Here is a 15,580-nt window from a genome sequence, read left to right as displayed (position 1 = left end):
TTTAGAAGCGTATGGTGACATGTCCTAGCACATTGGTGCCCGCCATCGGGTAGAAACGCGGGTCTTTGCTCCATGTGTAGGGCTTTTGCTTGTCTTTGTCGGGATACAAGGCGGCGTTCTGCGCATATCCGTTCGTTTCGTATTGGGTATCGAACAGGTTATACACGGTCAGCCCTACCGTGACGCCTTTCGTATGTCGCGCCTTAAAGCGGTAGGCAATGCTGAGGTGGTGAACGAAATACGGATCGAGCGAGTTCTCCTTTACTCCGAAGTTGTCCAGATATTGGCGGCTCACATATTGCGACTGCAAAGAAGCCTCCATTCCTTTGTAGCTGAATGACAGCATACTGTTGGCCATGAACGAGGGAGAGAAAGCAATCGGTGTGGTTCCTGCTTCGAAAGCAGTCACTGTCCACATATCGTCCCGGACTTCTCCGCCCGTAATGCTCATGTCGTACAAATAGCCTACATAGTTCTTGATGCGGTTTTTGCTCCATGTGCCGTTGATGTCCCAACGAAGCCGGTCGGTCAACTGCGCGCCTGCCGTAATCTCCATACCCATGCGGTAACTGTCTTTCACATTTTCCGCCAGCGGTTCGCCAATCTCGTTTACGTTGCCGTTCAGTATCAACTGATCGGTGTAGTCCATATAATAAAGGTTGACTCCCGCCGTGAACCAACGGTTGCGGTATGTATAACCCAATTCGTAGTCGAACAGTTTTTCCGCTTTCGGATGTTCGTTGAACCTGCCGTCGGTATAGTTGTTGCGCGTAGGCTCCTTCTGCGCCACGGAGAATGAAGCGTACGCACTGTGGTTCGGATCGATTTGCCAGAATACTCCAGTCTTCGGATTGAAGAAGTCGAAGTTCTCTTTGATATTCAGCAATTGCAGGCGTTCGGGCTTGGCATTGAAATCCCATTTATCGTGATCGCCTTCGATGGTGTAGTGAATGTGGCGGTATTGCAGGTCGGCGTATGCGCTCAATGCTTTGGTGAGCTGATAATTGGCGCGCAGGTATACGTTCCCGTCCGTCTTCGCGCCGTTGTTGCGGTAGTATTCATGCTCCGGGTCGAGCTGCCCGATGTAATTCTTCACCCATATCACTTTGCCGTAGTGGTCGTTGCTGTAACGGTTGAGCCCTCCGCCGAGCGAAGCGTCCAGCCTTTCGTTGCGGTAATTGAGCGAGAACACTCCGCCGCCGAAATCATTGTCCAATAGCTTTTGGCGGACGAGGTTCGCCTTTTTCGCTTTACTTCCGTCGGGCAGCTCGAAAGGCGTCAAGCCATATTCTTTCAGCTTGCGACCGTTCTTGTACTCCTGATAATACCCGAATCCGCGCGTGTAATGGAAAGCCACGTTCAGGTTCCACTCCGGCGAGAAGATGTGATTGCCTATCAGCTGGTAGTGCGTTTGGCGGTAATGGTCGATCTGGTCGTCGTAGAAACCGATGGTTTTGGCTTCCGGGGCGTTATCGTTCCCCTCCTTGATCGCTCCGTTCGGGTTGTATCTCCGGTTGGTTTTCAGCTTCTCGCGGCTGATTCCGTCCCACGCATGATACGTTTCTTCCCTTGCTCCGAAGGTAATGAACTTGACGGTTGTGTTTTCTCCGAAGTAGCCTCCCTGCAAGAAATACGACTTCAAGTCGGAAGAAGCGCGGTCGCGGTAGCCGTCGCTCTTGATGTTCGATACCCTCGCATCGAATGCCCATACCTTATTAATAAGGCCCGATCCCACCTTCACCGTTTCCTTGTGCGTGTTGAACGAGCCGTAAGAGCCCGAAAGTTCGGCATACGGAGTAGAAGAGATGCTTTGCGTGCGCATGTTGATGCTGGCTCCGAACGCTCCCGAGCCGTTGGTCGATGTTCCTGCTCCCCGCTGTATCTGCATGTCTTCCAGCGAAGACGCGAAGTCGGGCGTATTTACCCAGAAGATAGCGTGGCTTTCGGCATCGTTCATCGGAATGCCGTTGGAGGTTATATTAATCCGCGTGGCGTCCGTACCGCGTACACGAATGGCCGTATAGCCGATTCCCGCCCCCGCGTCGGAGGTCGTCAGTACGGAAGGCGTGGTGGACAGCAGAAAAGGAATATCCTGTCCGATATTCTGTTTCGCGATTTGCTCTTTCTTCACATTGGTGAATGCCACGGGAGTTTTGGCTGTGGCACGTGTGGATACTACTTGCACCTCTTGCAGATACACGACTTTCAGGCTGTCGGCCGCGCTCTTTTGTGCGCTGACAGCGATGCCTGCCCCTAACATAGCGGCGGCCATCCAAATTCTTTTTTTCATCATTGGTAATTTATTGGTTCTCTACGCCGGCATTATCCGGTTCAGATTCTATGGGTATGTTCTCAGCCCGTCCTGTTAAGGCACCCCTATCGAATGAATCGGCACAAAATTACTGCTTTCCTCTGAAGAAAACAAAAAAAGTTTTTCTAATTGCTTGAAAGGTTGTATTTTTGTTCGTTCGCTCCCGCACGGATGGGGAGCTTTGTATGTATCATTCTTTATAAATACTGCTATTTTGTATATGTTATTTCTATTGCAACTTACACAAGTCGCCGATTCCATTGCGCGGCATACCAAACAAGAGGCCGGTGAGCTGTTGAAACAGGCAGCAAGCGGCGAGGGCATCGATAAAGTATCTCAGTTGACGCAACAATTCGTAGAGTGGGGGATTTCTGCCGGAGGGCGTATTCTCGCCGCTTTGATTGTTTTCATTGTCGGGCGGTTCATCGTTTCGATGCTGAATAAACTGGTTGCCAGATTGCTCGACAGAAGAAAGGTGGATGTCAGCATCAAGACGTTTATCCGCAGCCTGGTGAATATCTTATTGATGATTCTGCTTATCGTGGCTGTTGTCAACAAATTGGGTGTCGAAACAACCTCGTTTGCCGCCTTGCTGGCGTCCGCCGGTGTGGCTATCGGTATGGCGCTCTCGGGCAATCTGCAGAACTTTGCGGGCGGACTGATTATTCTGTTGTTCAAGCCTTATAAAGTGGGCGACTGGATCGAGAGCCAGAATGTATCGGGGACAGTCAGGGAAATTCAGATATTCCATACCATTCTTACCACTGCCGATAATAAAGTGATCTTTATTCCGAACGGAGCGTTAAGCAGCGGTGTGGTGATTAATTATAACAATCAGTTGACCCGTCGGGTAGAGTGGATTGTCAGTATTGACTATGGAGAGGATTTTGAAAAGGTTGAAGCTATTGTACGCGAGATTATTGCGGCAGATAAGCGCATCCTCGACGATCCGGCTCCGTTCGTCGCTTTGCATGCGCTGGCCGAAAGCAGTGTAAATGTCATAGCGCGCGTGTGGGTGAAGAGTTCCGATTATTGGGATGTGTATTTTACCATCAATAAAAGAATTTATCAAACCTTTAACGAAAAGGGAGTCAACTTCCCGTTCCCGCAACTTACGGTACATCAGGGCTGATTCTCATGCTCTTTCTTTTTTCGCTTTCCTGCGGAAGAGTGCTTGCCCGGCTTTCCCTTTGTTTCTTGCGTATTGAAAGGGGAAAAAGGGATATTGGAGCCATCTGCCGAGTGCCGTATCGCAGCAGTGAAAAAGAAAGAGGTGTGTTGATTTGCCACGCTAATTATATAAAACGCTTAAAAAACTAAAGCAAATGAAAAAGGGATTAAAAATCGGAGGCGTTATCGTCGGTGTGATTATCATTCTGATGCTCCTCCTTCCTTTCGCCTTTCGGGGAAAGATAGCAGGAATCGTGAAGACGGAAGGAAATAAGATGCTGAATGCTCAGTTCGATTTCAGGAAGTTGAGCATCAGCCTGTTTCGTAACTTCCCGCAGGCATCTCTCACGCTCGAGGATTTCTGGCTGAAAGGCACGGGAGATTTCGAGGGCGATACGCTGGTGCAGGCGGGAGAGGTGACTGCCGCAGTCAACCTGTTCTCGCTTTTCGGCGACAAAGGATACGATGTTTCCAAAGTTTCATTGAAAGACACCCGTCTGCATGCCATTGTGCTGCCCGACGGACGCGTGAACTGGGATATCGTGAAGCCCGATACTGTGCAGAAGGAGGAAGAGACTGCCGAAGAGGCTTCCGCTTTCAAGATAAAACTGAAACAGTTCGTTGCCGACAATGTGGATTTGGTTTACGACGACCGGCAGGGAAACAGGTACGCCGAGGTTCTTGCTCTGGACGCGCTTTGTTCCGGCGACCTGAGCAGCGACCGGACTACTCTGAAGCTGAAGGCGGAAACCGGATCGCTCACTTATAAAATGAACGGCATTCCGTTCTTGTCGAAAGTGAAGCTTGCGGCGAAGATGGACATCGACGCCGATCTGGCCAATCATAAGTACACGCTGAAAGACAACTCTTTCCGTCTGAATGCCATCGAGGCGGATCTCGACGGATGGATGACTTTGAAAGATCCCGCCATCGATATGGATTTGAAGATGAACACCAACGATGTGGGCTTCAAAGAGATTCTTTCTTTGATTCCTGCCATTTACGCCACCGAGTTTTCGAGCCTGAAGACAGACGGAACCGCTACGCTCACGGCTTCGGTGAAGGGAATATGGCAAGGGGATACGGTGCCGGCCTTCGATGTCGACATGCAGGTGAAAGATGCCATGTTCCGCTATCCGTCGTTGCCTGCGGGAGTGGACCGGATCAATGTGAACGCGCGTATACAGAATCCGGGAGGAAGCGCCGACCTGACAACGATTCGCCTCAATCCTTTCAGTTTCCGAATGGCGGGAAACCCGTTCACTGTGATAGCGGACATCAAAACTCCCGTGAGCGACCCCGACTTCAGAGCCGAAGCTAAGGGAATCCTTAATCTGGGAATGGTGAAACAGGTGTATCCGTTGCAGGATATGGAACTGAACGGAACGGTCAACGCCGATATGCAAATGGCGGGACGGATGTCGTACATCGAGAAGGAACAGTACGACCGGGTGCAGGCTTCCGGAACGGTAGGCCTTTCCGGCATGAAGCTGAAGATGAAAGACATGCCCGATGTGGATATCCGTAAGTCTTTGCTGACGTTTACTCCGAAATATCTTCAGTTGAGCGAGACCACTGTCAATATAGGCAAGAATGATTTGACAGCGGACAGCCGTCTGGAGAACTACATGGGCTATGCGTTGAAGGGCACTACGCTGAAAGGTTATCTGAATGTCCGTTCCAATCATTTGAGCCTGAATGACTTCATGAAGACGGACAGCGTTGCGGCGGCTTCGGCCGACTCGACAGCGGCTACCGGCATTGTGGAAATTCCGCGCAATGTCGATCTGCAAATAGATGCCAACCTGAAACAGGTGCTGTTCAATAAAATGTCGTTCAACGATATGAACGGAAAGATGGTGGTGAAAGACGGGAAAGTGGATATGAAGAATCTCTCCATGAACACCATGGGCGGAAATGTGGTGATGAACGGATACTACTCTACCGCCGACGTGAAGAGGCCGCAACTGAATGCCGCATTTAAAATGAATAATATAGTTTTTGCGCAAGCCTATAAAGACTTGGACATGGTGCGGCAACTGGCTCCGGTTTTTGAACATTTGAAAGGGCATTTTAACGGCAACCTGAATGTGGCGACCGACTTGGATGAAACAATGAGCCCGGTGATGAACACGATGCAGGGCAACGGTCATCTGTCTACCCGCGACATCAACCTGAGCGGAATCAAAGTCATCGACCTGATAGCCGAAGCCATCAAGCAGCCGAACCTGAAGGATATGAAGGCGAAGGACATGGATATAGACTTTACCATCAAAGACGGGCGGGTATCGACGAAGCCTTTCGATATCAAGCTGGGCGAGTATGTGCTGAACCTTTCGGGCAGTACGGGTATCGACCAAACGATCGACTATACCGGTAAGGTGAAACTTCCGGCATCGCTGGCAGGCGATTATGCCAAGCTGACGACGCTCGATCTGAAGATAGGCGGTTCGTTCGATTCGCCGAAGGTGAGCGTAGACACCAAGAGCATGGCCAATCAGGCGGTTCAAACGGTTGCCGATGAAGCCATCGGGCGGATAGGGAAGAAGCTGGGACTGGACTCTGCCGCTACCGCCAACAAAGATTCGCTGAAGCAGAAGGTGACCGAAAAAGCAACGGAGAAGGTATTCGACTTCTTGAAGAAGAAGCTGAAATAAACAAAGCTCTTTTACGATGATTCTGAAACTGTACGACAAAAACAACAACCCGCAGGATTTGCAGCGAGTGATCGATATCCTGAACGACGGCGGAATAATCATTTATCCCACCGACACCATGTATGCTATGGGTTGTCATGCGCTGAAGGAGCGTGCCATCGAGCGTATCTGCCGGATGAAAGGCATCGATCCGCGAAAGAACAACCTCTCTATCATCGGCTACGATTTGAGCAGTATCAGCGAATACGCCAAAATATCGAACGATGTGTTTAAACTGATGAGGCGCAATCTGCCCGGTCCGTTTACCTTTATCTTGAACGGTACGAACCGGTTGCCGAAGATTTTCCGCAACCGTAGGGAAGTCGGTATCCGCATGCCCGATAATCCCGTGATTCGTGAGATTGCCCGCTTGCTCGAAGCCCCCATCATGACCGCCACGTTGCCGCACGATGAGAACGAAGAGCAGGAATATGTGACCGATCCCGAACTGATCGACGAGAAGTTCGGTGAGACGGTCGATCTGGTAATCGACGGCGGCATCGGAGGGGTAGAACCTTCCACCGTTGTGCTGTGCACCGGCGACGAGCCGGAAATTCTCCGGCAGGGGAAAGGCGATTTGATAGGCTGACTTCGCTCGCGGCAATCTTTCTCATCCGGCAGGTATATGGATAGTTCGTTTTGTTTCCCGCTTGGGAAACAAAAGTTTCCACACGGGGAAAATAAAGTTTCCCACTGGGGAAACTTTTGTTTCAATAGTGGGAAACTCTTTGAAACTACCTTTGCCTGTCATCTTCCGGTGCATTTGCTTGTCGGTTCATCGTAGGGGAACTGAGGGGAGGCAGCCGTTGGTCCCAACGGTTTTCCCGTATCGTTGCGACAAACCACCGTCGGTTTTCTCGTTCGCTTTATGGCTTAAAAAGAACGTCTCAGTGCCTGTTACCAGACATTGAGACGTTCTTTGGAGTTTCCGATACTCCTGTTGAAACTCCTGTGTGAGTATCGGCTATCGTATGTTGCAACGTTTGAAGTTTGCCGGAAGCTTCGGTTGAAGTCCGTGCGGGCTGCTCAAACGATGCCACGTCGATTTACGGAATGCTTCCGAATCCGCTATCCCGGGCATATCGCACCGATGCCGGGACTGTTAAGGGAATCTTTCCGCCGCCTTATTTAAGCAGCGATTCCGGATCGAGGTGGGCGGCTTCGATGTCCTTGAAGTAGCGGTAAGTGCCTACCTTCAACTCGTCGGTAGCGGCGTCGTCGCAAACGATGATGCCCTTCTCGTGCATTTGCAGGGCGCTGATGGTCCACATCTGCGTGATGGAACCTTCCACGGCGTGGTACAATGCGCGCGCCTTATTGTGTCCGTTGACAATAATCATCACCTCTTTGGCCGAGAGCACAGTGCCTACGCCCACTGTCAGCGCAGTCTTCGGAACCTTGTTGATGTCGTTCTCGAAGAAGCGTGAATTGGCTATGATGGTGTCCGTGGTCAATGTTTTGCGGCGAGTGCGCGACGAGAGCGAAGAGCCCGGTTCGTTGAAAGCAATGTGTCCGTCGGGTCCGATTCCTCCCATGAAAAGGTCGATACCGCCGTATGATTTGATTTTTTCTTCGTATCGTGCGCATTCGGCATCCGGATCGGCAGCGTTTCCGTTCAGCAGATTGGTGTTTTCCGGTTGAATATCGATATGGCTGAAGAAGTTGTTCCACATGAATGAATAGTAGCTTTCGGGATGTTCTTTCGGCAGACCGACATATTCGTCCATATTGAAAGTCACTACATTGCGGAAAGATACGATGCCTTTCTTATTCAGGTCGATCAGCGCTTTGTACATGCCCAGCGGAGAAGAGCCGGTGGGACAGCCCAATACAAACGGTTTTTCAGCCGTCGGATTGGCAGCTTTAATTTTTGCGGCTACATAATGTGCAGCCCACAGAGATACGGACTGATAGTCCGGCTGAATAATAAGTCTCATAAATAGAATGTTTTATAGATTAATCAATAAATCGTTGTATTTGTCAGCGGTCTTTTTTCAGGCGGTCGGCCATCGCTTTTGCCAGTTCCTCGCACTGTTTATAAGTGATTTCTTTCATTGCCTGTTTCATTTCTACGGGGTCGCCCACCAGTTCGTATTTGCTCTTTTCCGCAAAGTCCGCCATGCGCTTCACCGCAGCTCCCGCCCAGGTAAACGAACCGAAGTATGCGAGGTAGCGGCCTTTAAGTTCGCGTACCAGAAGTTTGGATAAAAGCGACTCTATCTCCGGGTAGATTTGGTTGCTGTAAGTGGGCGAACCGATGATCAGCCCTTTGTAGCGGAACACATCGGCGATGATGTACGAAGGATCGCTCTTGCTCACGTTGTGCATCACGATGTTCTTGATGCCTTGCGCCGAGAGCTCTTCTGCAATGGTTTCCGCCATCTGCTCCGTGTTGCCGTACATGCTTCCGTAGGCGATGACTACTCCTTCTTCGGCTTCGTAACGGCTCAGACGGTCGTACACCCCGACCACTTTCGAGATGTTCTCCGTCCAGACAGGACCGTGTGTAGAACAGATGGTGCTGATGGGAAGGTCTTTCAGTTTAGCCAGCGCTTTTTGCACGGGGCATCCGTATTTGCCGACGATATTGGAGTAATAGCGCTCCATCTCACGCCAGAATTTATCTATGTTCATCCGCGTGTCCATGAATCCTCCGTCCAGTGTTCCGAAGCAACCGAACGCGTCGCCGGAGAAGAGGATGTGTTCTGTCTCATCGAATGTCATCATGGTTTCGGGCCAGTGAACCATCGGAGTCATGTAAAAACGGAGTTTGTGCTTTCCTAAGGCGAGGAAGTCTCCGTCGGATACCATATATCTCTCGCCGGTCACTCCGTAGAAGCCTTCGACCATGCCGAACGTCTGTTTATTGCCCACGATAACGATATCCGGATAGTGCTGCTTGATCAGACGGATAGATCCCGAATGATCGGGCTCCATGTGGTTTATAATTAAATAATTGATGGGACGTTCACCGATGACTTGCTTGATCTTGCGCAGGTAGACCTCGAAGTAGCAGATGTCTACCGTGTCTATCAATGCAATCATTTCATCGTCAATCAGATAAGAATTATACGAAACGCCATAAGGCAATGGCCACATCCCCTCAAACAGGTGTTTGGTCCGGTCATTTACTCCCACGTAATGTACGTTTCCTTTAATTGTTGATTTTTGTACCATTATTTAGTTTGTTAATAATTATAAGCACGGAGTTTGAATTATTTTCTTCATTTATTTTCTGCAAAAATAACTCTTTTTTCCGAATCCCTATACTTCTTACCTTGATAAGCGCCTCTTTCTTTCATTCTTTTTTGTAATCGGGCTGTAAATTCATAATTTTTCAGTCCCCAGTCCGGAGCGATGAGTAGCTCTTTGGGCGACTGGGAAACAAATCTTTCGAGTACCAAATCGGGGCGGAGGTGTTCCACGTAGTCGATGACGAGGTCGATATACTCGTCTACGTCTGTAAATAAGTGGAAACGTTCGGGCGATGTTTCGTATTCGTGGGCCATGCGCGTGCCGCGTATCAATTGGAGTTGATGTATCTTGAGTGTGGTGAGTGGCAGTTGCGAGAGTGTTTCTGCCTGCGAGAGGAGGTCGTCGCGACTTTCTCCGGGCAGTCCGAGAATAACATGCCCGCCCGTGAGGATGCCGCAGGCAGCTGTCCGATAGACGGCATCTACAGTTTCGGCATACGTATGCCCGCGGTTGATCTGTTTCAGTGTTTCGTCGCAGGCACTCTCTATACCGTATTCCACCATCAGGAACGTGTGGCGGTTGAGTTCTTCCAGATACCGGAGCAAATCCTCCGGCATGCAGTCGGGGCGCGTGCCGATGACGAGCCCGACCACGCCGTCTACCGCCAAGGCTTCTTCGTATTTCCGTTTCAGCCCTTCCAATCCGGCATACGTATTGGTGTATGCCTGAAAATAGGCCAGATACTTCATTTCGGGATATTTGTGGGCAAAGAAAAGTTTTCCCTCTTCCAATTGTGTGGCGATGCTTTTCTCTGTCCGGCAGTAGTCGGGGTTGAACGTCTGATTATTGCAATACGTGCATCCCCCTTTCCCTTTCGTTCCGTCGCGATTGGGGCAGGTGAAACCGGCGTTCAGCGAAATCTTTTGTACTTTGTACGGAAAGTATTTTCGAAGAAAGGTGGGGAAATCGTTATATAATAAGCGAGTCTGGTCTGTCATAACTGTCTTTTCTTTGTTACTCTCCGGAGAATGAATAAGGCGCTTCTTCCTCTTTTGTCCCTCTGTCGCGGTTGGGGCGGTCGCTCATGCTGACATGCATCGTTCCTCCGTTCAAGAGATCTTTGTGGCGGAAGAAGTTTTTGGTATAATTCTTTCCGTTCCACACCATCGAGTCGATGTAGACATTCTCTTTGCTGTTTTCCGGCGCTTCGATGGTGAGCTTCTTTCCGTTCTCGAAGTGCAGTGTGGCTTTTCTGAACAAAGGAGCGCCTGCCACATACTCGTCCGTTCCCGGGCAGACGGGGTAGAACCCTAAAGCGGAGAACACGTACCAGGCCGAGGTTTGTCCGTTGTCTTCGTCGCCACAATAACCGTCGGCTTGCGGAGTGTACATGCGGTTCATCACTTCACGCAGCCAATATTGAGCTTTCCACGGCTGGCCGGCATAATTGTACAGATAGATCATGTGCTGTATGGGCTGATTGCCGTGAGCGTAATTGCCCATATTCATCACGGTCATTTCGCGTATTTCGTGAATCACTTGTCCGTAATAACTTTCATCGAAGAGAGGCGGTACGGAGAATACGGAGTCGAGCATGGCGACGAACATCTTCCTGCCGCCCATCAGGTCGATGAGTCCCTGCGGATCGTGGAATACCGACCATGAATAGTGCCAACTGTTTCCTTCGGTGAAAGCATCGCCCCATTTCAACGGCGAGAAGGGAGCCATAAACGTGCCGTCGGCATTGCGCCCGCGCATCAGCCGGCTCTCTTTGTCGAATACGTTTTTGTAGTTCATCGCGCGTTTGGCAAAAAGAGCGATTTCCTTTTTCGGGCGTTTCAGCTCCTTTGCCATGCGGTAGATGCACCAGTCGTTGTAAGCATACTCCAGTGTGCGGGCGGTGTTCTCATTGATTTTCACATCGTAGGGCACATAGCCGAGCTTGTTGTAATACTCATGTCCCAGCCTTCCGGTAGAAGATACTTCGGGATGTACATTCTCCGTTCCGTGCAGCAGTCCTTCGTACAATGTTTCCACATCGTCCACTTTCACGCCTTTCAGATAAGCGTCGGCCAATACGGAAGCCGAGTTGTTCCCAATCATGCATCCTCTGTGTCCCGGACTTGCCCATTCGGGAAAGAAGCCGCTCTCCTTATAAGTATTGACGAGTCCTTCCTGCATCTCTTTGTTGACGGAAGGATACATGAGGTTGAGCAAGGGGAACAGGCAGCGGAACGTATCCCAGAATCCCGTATCGGTGTACATGTATCCGGGCAACACCTGCCCGTTGTAAGGGCTGTAATGAACAGGTTCTCCGTCGGCATTGAGTTCGTAAAACTTACGCGGAAAGAGCAACGACCGATACAGGCAAGAATAGAAAGTGCGGTATTGGTCGGTCTCTCCGCCTTCCACCTCAATCTTTCCGAGCACATCGTTCCAAGCCTTTCTCCCTTTTTCGCAAATCTGCTCGAGGTTGTCCGTACCCAGTTCCCGCATATTGCGCTCCGCTTGCTCCAAACTGATAAAAGATGACGCTACCCGGGCATGCACCTGCTCGCCCCGGCGAGTGTGGAAGCCGATAATGGCTCCGGCATGGTCGGTAGTCTGCTCCGTTTGCTTCTCTTCGATGGTTCCGTTATTCACGGTAGCACGGTAAGCAAAAGGCTTATCGAATTCGATGATGAAGTAGTTTTTGAAGTTTGCGGGTACGCCTCCGCTGTTGCGGGTGGTATATCCGATGATTCTTCGCTCTTCCGGCATCACTTTGACGTACGAGCCTTTATCGAACGCGTCGACTACGATGTACGAGTGCTCGCTTTCGGGGAAAGTGAAGCGGAAGATAGCTGCACGTTCCGTAGGGGAGAACTCCGTCACTACATCGTGTTCTGCCAGATATACCTTATAATAATAAGGAGTCGCTTCTTCTGCCTTGTGCGAGAACCAGCTCGCGCGCTTCTCCTCGTCGAACACCGGTTTGCCTACCACAGGCATGAGGGAGAATTGTCCGTAGTCATTGATCCAAGGGCTGGGTTGATGCGTCTGTTTGAATCCCCTGATCTTGTTGGCGGTGTACACATACTGCCAACCGTCTCCCATCTTTCCTGTCTGGGGCGTCCAGAAATTCATCCCCCAAGGGCGTGCGATGGCGGGATATGTGTTTCCTGTGGACAACTCGAATGTCGATTGTGTTCCCATCAACGGGTTGACATATTGCGTCAGGTCTTTGGCTTGGGCGATAACCGTCAGACTGAGGAGATACATACTAAGTAAGATTCTTTTCATGCTGTATGATTTATGATAAATACTTCTCTGTTTTTTTGTTTTAAGTTGGCAGAGCAATCCGTTTTCTCAAAATTCTGATGTGCAGATTGGCTCTTTTGCTTTTTCTTTTTGGGCTGACTGTATGAGCGGTTACTGTAAAATCGTTTTTTTGGCTTCATGATTTTGCTTCCCACTTGTTTCTTTTTTTCCCCGCTTTCGAGCTTTACTGTGTAGCCGGTTGCAGCAGATCCGGGCTTGTGAATGGATATTTTCCCTTTTTCCTTTTCCCTTTTAAGCCTGCTTATGCTTACCGATAATTGCATCGGAGCTGATTTCCGAGTTAATGCTTCTTGCCCCATTGCGTCGGCCGACTGCTCATTCTGATTTCCATCGTTCCTCCGCCGGCAATGTCCGCGTGGCTGAAGAACGGAGTCGTCAGCGGTTTCCCGTTGAGTACAACACTTTCGATGTATTTGTTGGTTTTCGTATTGTTCTCTACAAAGATATGGAATGTTTTCTTTTCAGGCAGGCGAATCGTCACTTTGTCGAAAGCGGGGCGTCCGATGGAGTAGACCGGTTTGCCGGGACACACTTGATAGAAGCCCATAGCATTGAGCACATACCATGCCGACATCTGTCCGCAGTCCTCGTTGCCCGAAAGTCCGTCCACGCTGTTTGCATACTGGCTGCGGAACACACTGTCCACCAACTCCTGTGTCCGCCACGGACGGTCGACATAGTTATAAAGGTGGATGATGTGATGGCTCGGTTCGTTTCCGTGCGCATATTGTCCGATAAGCCCCGTTATGTCCGAAGAAGTGGTTTCCCCTTCCAATGCAGAGTCGGCGGTAAACAAAGAATCCAGTTTTTCGACGAATGCTTCTTCTCCCCCCATTAAAGAGACAAGCCCTTCTACATCGTGCGGAACGAACCATGTCCACTGCCAGGCTGTTCCCTCGCAATAATCGTCGTTACGGTGGGTCGAAGCGCGCGGGTTGAACGGAGTACGCCAGTTGCCTTTCGAGTCGATACCGCGCATGAAGCGGGTAGACGGGTCGAAGTAGCGTTCATATCCTTTCGCAAAACGGCTGTACTTCTTTTGATTGGCGGTGTCGCCCATGGCTTCGGCAAAGACGGAGATACACCAGTCGTTGTAAGCATATTCCAATGCTTTGGCCACAGCCTCGTTGTCCCCATCGCAAGGTACGTAGCCGATGGTGTTCTTGTAATATTTAGCCTTAGGCATCAGATGAGGCAGTATCAAAGCGGGACATTTGATGCCTGCGGTGTCGTATTCCGCCACACGAAGGCAGGCTTTGTAGGCTTCTTCCACATCGAAGTCGCGATAACCCTTCATGTAAGCGTCTACAATCACAGGAACGGCGTGATAGCCTATCATTGTGCCCGTATAGTTGCCCGCCAGTTCCCACATCGGAAAGACGCCCCCTTCACGATGCTTGCTGATGAGCGAACGGACGAACTGATTGTTCAGGTCGGGGTCGATGATGGTCATCAGCGGATGCAGTGCGCGGAACGTATCCCATAAGGAAAATACGGTGTAGATCGGACGGTCTGCTTTCGTCTGTCTCACTTGCAAATCCATTCCGAGGTAGCGTCCGTCCGCATCGGTAAACAGGTTGGGACTGATGCCCGTGTGATAAAGGGCGGTGTAAAACACTGTTCTTTCGTCCTTGTCCGCTGTGCTGATGTCTATTTTCGAAAGATAAGCGTTCCATGCCGCGCGTGCGTCCTTTCGTACCCGGTCGAAGTCCCACTCCGGAATCTCGTTTTCCACGTTCTTGCGCGCGCCTTCCATGTCTACTGCCGAGACGCCGACCTTGACCAAAACCTGTTCATCCTTTTTCGTGTTGAATTGTAGCAGCGCTTTGCATTGCGGCAGACGCTTGCCGTTGTCCATCGTTACGGAATCGGTGATAAGCGTACAGGTGAACGGTCTGGAAAACTTCGCATAGAAGTTGATGTATTGGTCGAACGCCCAATAAGTCGTCTTTTTGCGTCCGCGTAGCTCGGTATCGCTAACGATTTCGATACTCATTTCCGAGTTGGTCTGTCGTTGCAGACTGTAATCGAGGTCGAGAATAAATCCCGCTTCCTTGCTTTCGGGGAATGTGTAGCGATGGATGGCGCCCCGCTTCGTGGCGGTAAGTTCCGCCTTCACTCCGTAAGTGTCGAGGAATACGGAATAATATCCCGGCTCTGCCGCCTCATTCCGGTGTGAAAAGGTGGAAGCGTATGCCAAACGTTGGCTGCTCGGGTCGGTTGTCAGATAATGTTGCTTGCCTGTGGTAGGCATCAGCAGCACATCGCCGTAGTCGCAGCAACCCGTCCCGCTGAGGTGGGTATGCGAGAACCCGTTGATGGAGGAGTCGGAATAATGATAGCCTGAACAAGCGTCCCATCCGTCGATACGAGTGTCGGGACTCGGCTGAATCATGCCGTGCGGAACCACTGCTCCGGGAAACGTATGTCCGTGTCCGCCGGTTCCGATGAAAGGGTTTACGTACGCGCAGTAATCCGGCTCGCCGGCCGGAGCGTTGCAGGAGCTGAAGAACAATAGTCCGCCCAGACATCCCATAAAGAGTTTTTTTATTTTCATGGTATATGATATTATCCGTTTGCAGGTTTTGAAGTTGCTACATTTATATAGAACAAGGTTTTAGGGTGCCGAAATCGGGAAGCCTTGTTTCTTATTCCGTATAAACTCTATTATAAAAGACAATCCGAAAGGCTGAAACGCTAAAACAGCTCTTTCTGTTTTTTATATGTATATTGAAAGACAAGGGTAACCGGAATTTTTCTTTCTAAATAATCTATACTGATTTACAGCAGATTGCAATTACATGGTACAAATATGATTTCTGAAATCGATTACAAACAATCGGTTATATTACCTTTATTGCTCTGATTTTTCAAGTTCTATTCGAGC

Annotated in this window: 10 protein-coding genes and 1 riboswitch; of the genes, 3 read left to right on the top strand and 7 right to left on the bottom strand. The window is 50.2% G+C overall.

The features are described 5' to 3' along the window. Position 1 precedes the first annotated feature (1 nt). On the bottom strand, positions 2–2,290 hold the full coding sequence (locus C234_RS0102640) for a TonB-dependent receptor (RefSeq protein ID WP_027324499.1): 2,289 nt from the start codon (positions 2,288–2,290) through the stop codon (positions 2–4). 1 nt (position 2,291) lies between these two features. Continuing rightward, positions 2,292–2,388, bottom strand: a riboswitch (TPP riboswitch). A 143-nt stretch (positions 2,389–2,531) separates the two neighbouring features. On the opposite strand from C234_RS0102640, the gene C234_RS0102635 reads away from it, so the two are divergent. The 3 genes from C234_RS0102635 (at position 2,532) to C234_RS0102620 (ending at position 6,766) form a co-directional block, all read left to right on the top strand. After that, entirely contained in the window at positions 2,532–3,443 is a 912-nt protein-coding gene (locus C234_RS0102635) for a mechanosensitive ion channel family protein (RefSeq protein ID WP_027324498.1), read from the top strand. A 193-nt stretch (positions 3,444–3,636) separates the two neighbouring features. After that, positions 3,637–6,138, top strand: a complete 2,502-nt coding sequence (locus tag C234_RS0102625; protein ID WP_027324497.1) for an AsmA family protein — start codon at positions 3,637–3,639, stop codon at positions 6,136–6,138. 16 nt (positions 6,139–6,154) lie between these two features. Further along, positions 6,155–6,766, top strand: coding sequence for an L-threonylcarbamoyladenylate synthase (locus tag C234_RS0102620; protein WP_027324496.1), 612 nt, complete (start codon positions 6,155–6,157; stop codon positions 6,764–6,766). 535 nt (positions 6,767–7,301) lie between these two features. Here the strand turns inward: C234_RS0102620 and nagB are convergent. Genes nagB through C234_RS0102590 form a run of 6 tightly spaced genes read right to left on the bottom strand, consistent with a single transcriptional unit; the run spans position 7,302 to position 15,250 of the window. Further along, positions 7,302–8,114: a glucosamine-6-phosphate deaminase gene (nagB, locus tag C234_RS0102615; protein ID WP_027324495.1), complete on the bottom strand. Its 813-nt coding sequence runs from the start codon at positions 8,112–8,114 to the stop codon at positions 7,302–7,304. 43 nt (positions 8,115–8,157) lie between these two features. Next, on the bottom strand, positions 8,158–9,354 hold the full coding sequence (locus C234_RS0102610; protein WP_027324494.1) for an FprA family A-type flavoprotein: 1,197 nt from the start codon (positions 9,352–9,354) through the stop codon (positions 8,158–8,160). A 47-nt stretch (positions 9,355–9,401) separates the two neighbouring features. Next, a complete protein-coding gene (mnmL, locus tag C234_RS0102605; RefSeq protein WP_027324493.1) occupies positions 9,402–10,370 on the bottom strand; it encodes a tRNA modification radical SAM protein MnmL/YtqA in 969 nt (322 codons plus the stop codon). A 16-nt stretch (positions 10,371–10,386) separates the two neighbouring features. Continuing rightward, positions 10,387–12,654, bottom strand: coding sequence for a GH92 family glycosyl hydrolase (locus C234_RS0102600; RefSeq protein WP_027324492.1), 2,268 nt, complete (start codon positions 12,652–12,654; stop codon positions 10,387–10,389). Then, positions 12,651–12,956, bottom strand: coding sequence for a hypothetical protein (locus C234_RS0102595; protein WP_027324491.1), 306 nt, complete (start codon positions 12,954–12,956; stop codon positions 12,651–12,653). Before C234_RS0102595 ends, C234_RS0102600 begins: the two co-directional genes overlap by 4 nt. Before the next feature lie 17 nt (positions 12,957–12,973). Further along, positions 12,974–15,250 (bottom strand): GH92 family glycosyl hydrolase, encoded by a 2,277-nt coding sequence (locus tag C234_RS0102590; RefSeq protein WP_027324490.1) that lies wholly within the window; start codon positions 15,248–15,250, stop codon positions 12,974–12,976. Positions 15,251–15,580 lie beyond the last annotated feature (330 nt).

Origin of the sequence: Bacteroides pyogenes DSM 20611 = JCM 6294, assembly GCF_000428105.1 — a bacterium.
In the GTDB taxonomy this organism is placed as follows: Bacteria; Bacteroidota; Bacteroidia; order Bacteroidales; family Bacteroidaceae; genus Bacteroides; species Bacteroides pyogenes.
Note: the sequence above shows the minus strand (reverse complement) of the source record. Positions and strands in the feature narration are given on the sequence as shown.

Bases quoted from the DNA above. Each gene is read 5' to 3' on its own strand.
- C234_RS0102640 (WP_027324499.1), bottom strand. From the start codon at position 2,290: ATGAAAAAAAGAATTTGGATGGCCGCCGCTATGTTAGGGGCAGGCATC.
- C234_RS0102635 (WP_027324498.1), top strand. From the start codon at position 2,532: ATGTTATTTCTATTGCAACTTACACAAGTCGCCGATTCCATTGCGCGG.
- C234_RS0102625 (WP_027324497.1), top strand. From the start codon at position 3,637: ATGAAAAAGGGATTAAAAATCGGAGGCGTTATCGTCGGTGTGATTATC.
- C234_RS0102620 (WP_027324496.1), top strand. From the start codon at position 6,155: ATGATTCTGAAACTGTACGACAAAAACAACAACCCGCAGGATTTGCAG.
- nagB (WP_027324495.1), bottom strand. From the start codon at position 8,114: ATGAGACTTATTATTCAGCCGGACTATCAGTCCGTATCTCTGTGGGCT.
- C234_RS0102610 (WP_027324494.1), bottom strand. From the start codon at position 9,354: ATGGTACAAAAATCAACAATTAAAGGAAACGTACATTACGTGGGAGTA.
- mnmL (WP_027324493.1), bottom strand. From the start codon at position 10,370: ATGACAGACCAGACTCGCTTATTATATAACGATTTCCCCACCTTTCTT.
- C234_RS0102600 (WP_027324492.1), bottom strand. From the start codon at position 12,654: ATGAAAAGAATCTTACTTAGTATGTATCTCCTCAGTCTGACGGTTATC.
- C234_RS0102595 (WP_027324491.1), bottom strand. From the start codon at position 12,956: ATGCAATTATCGGTAAGCATAAGCAGGCTTAAAAGGGAAAAGGAAAAA.
- C234_RS0102590 (WP_027324490.1), bottom strand. From the start codon at position 15,250: ATGAAAATAAAAAAACTCTTTATGGGATGTCTGGGCGGACTATTGTTC.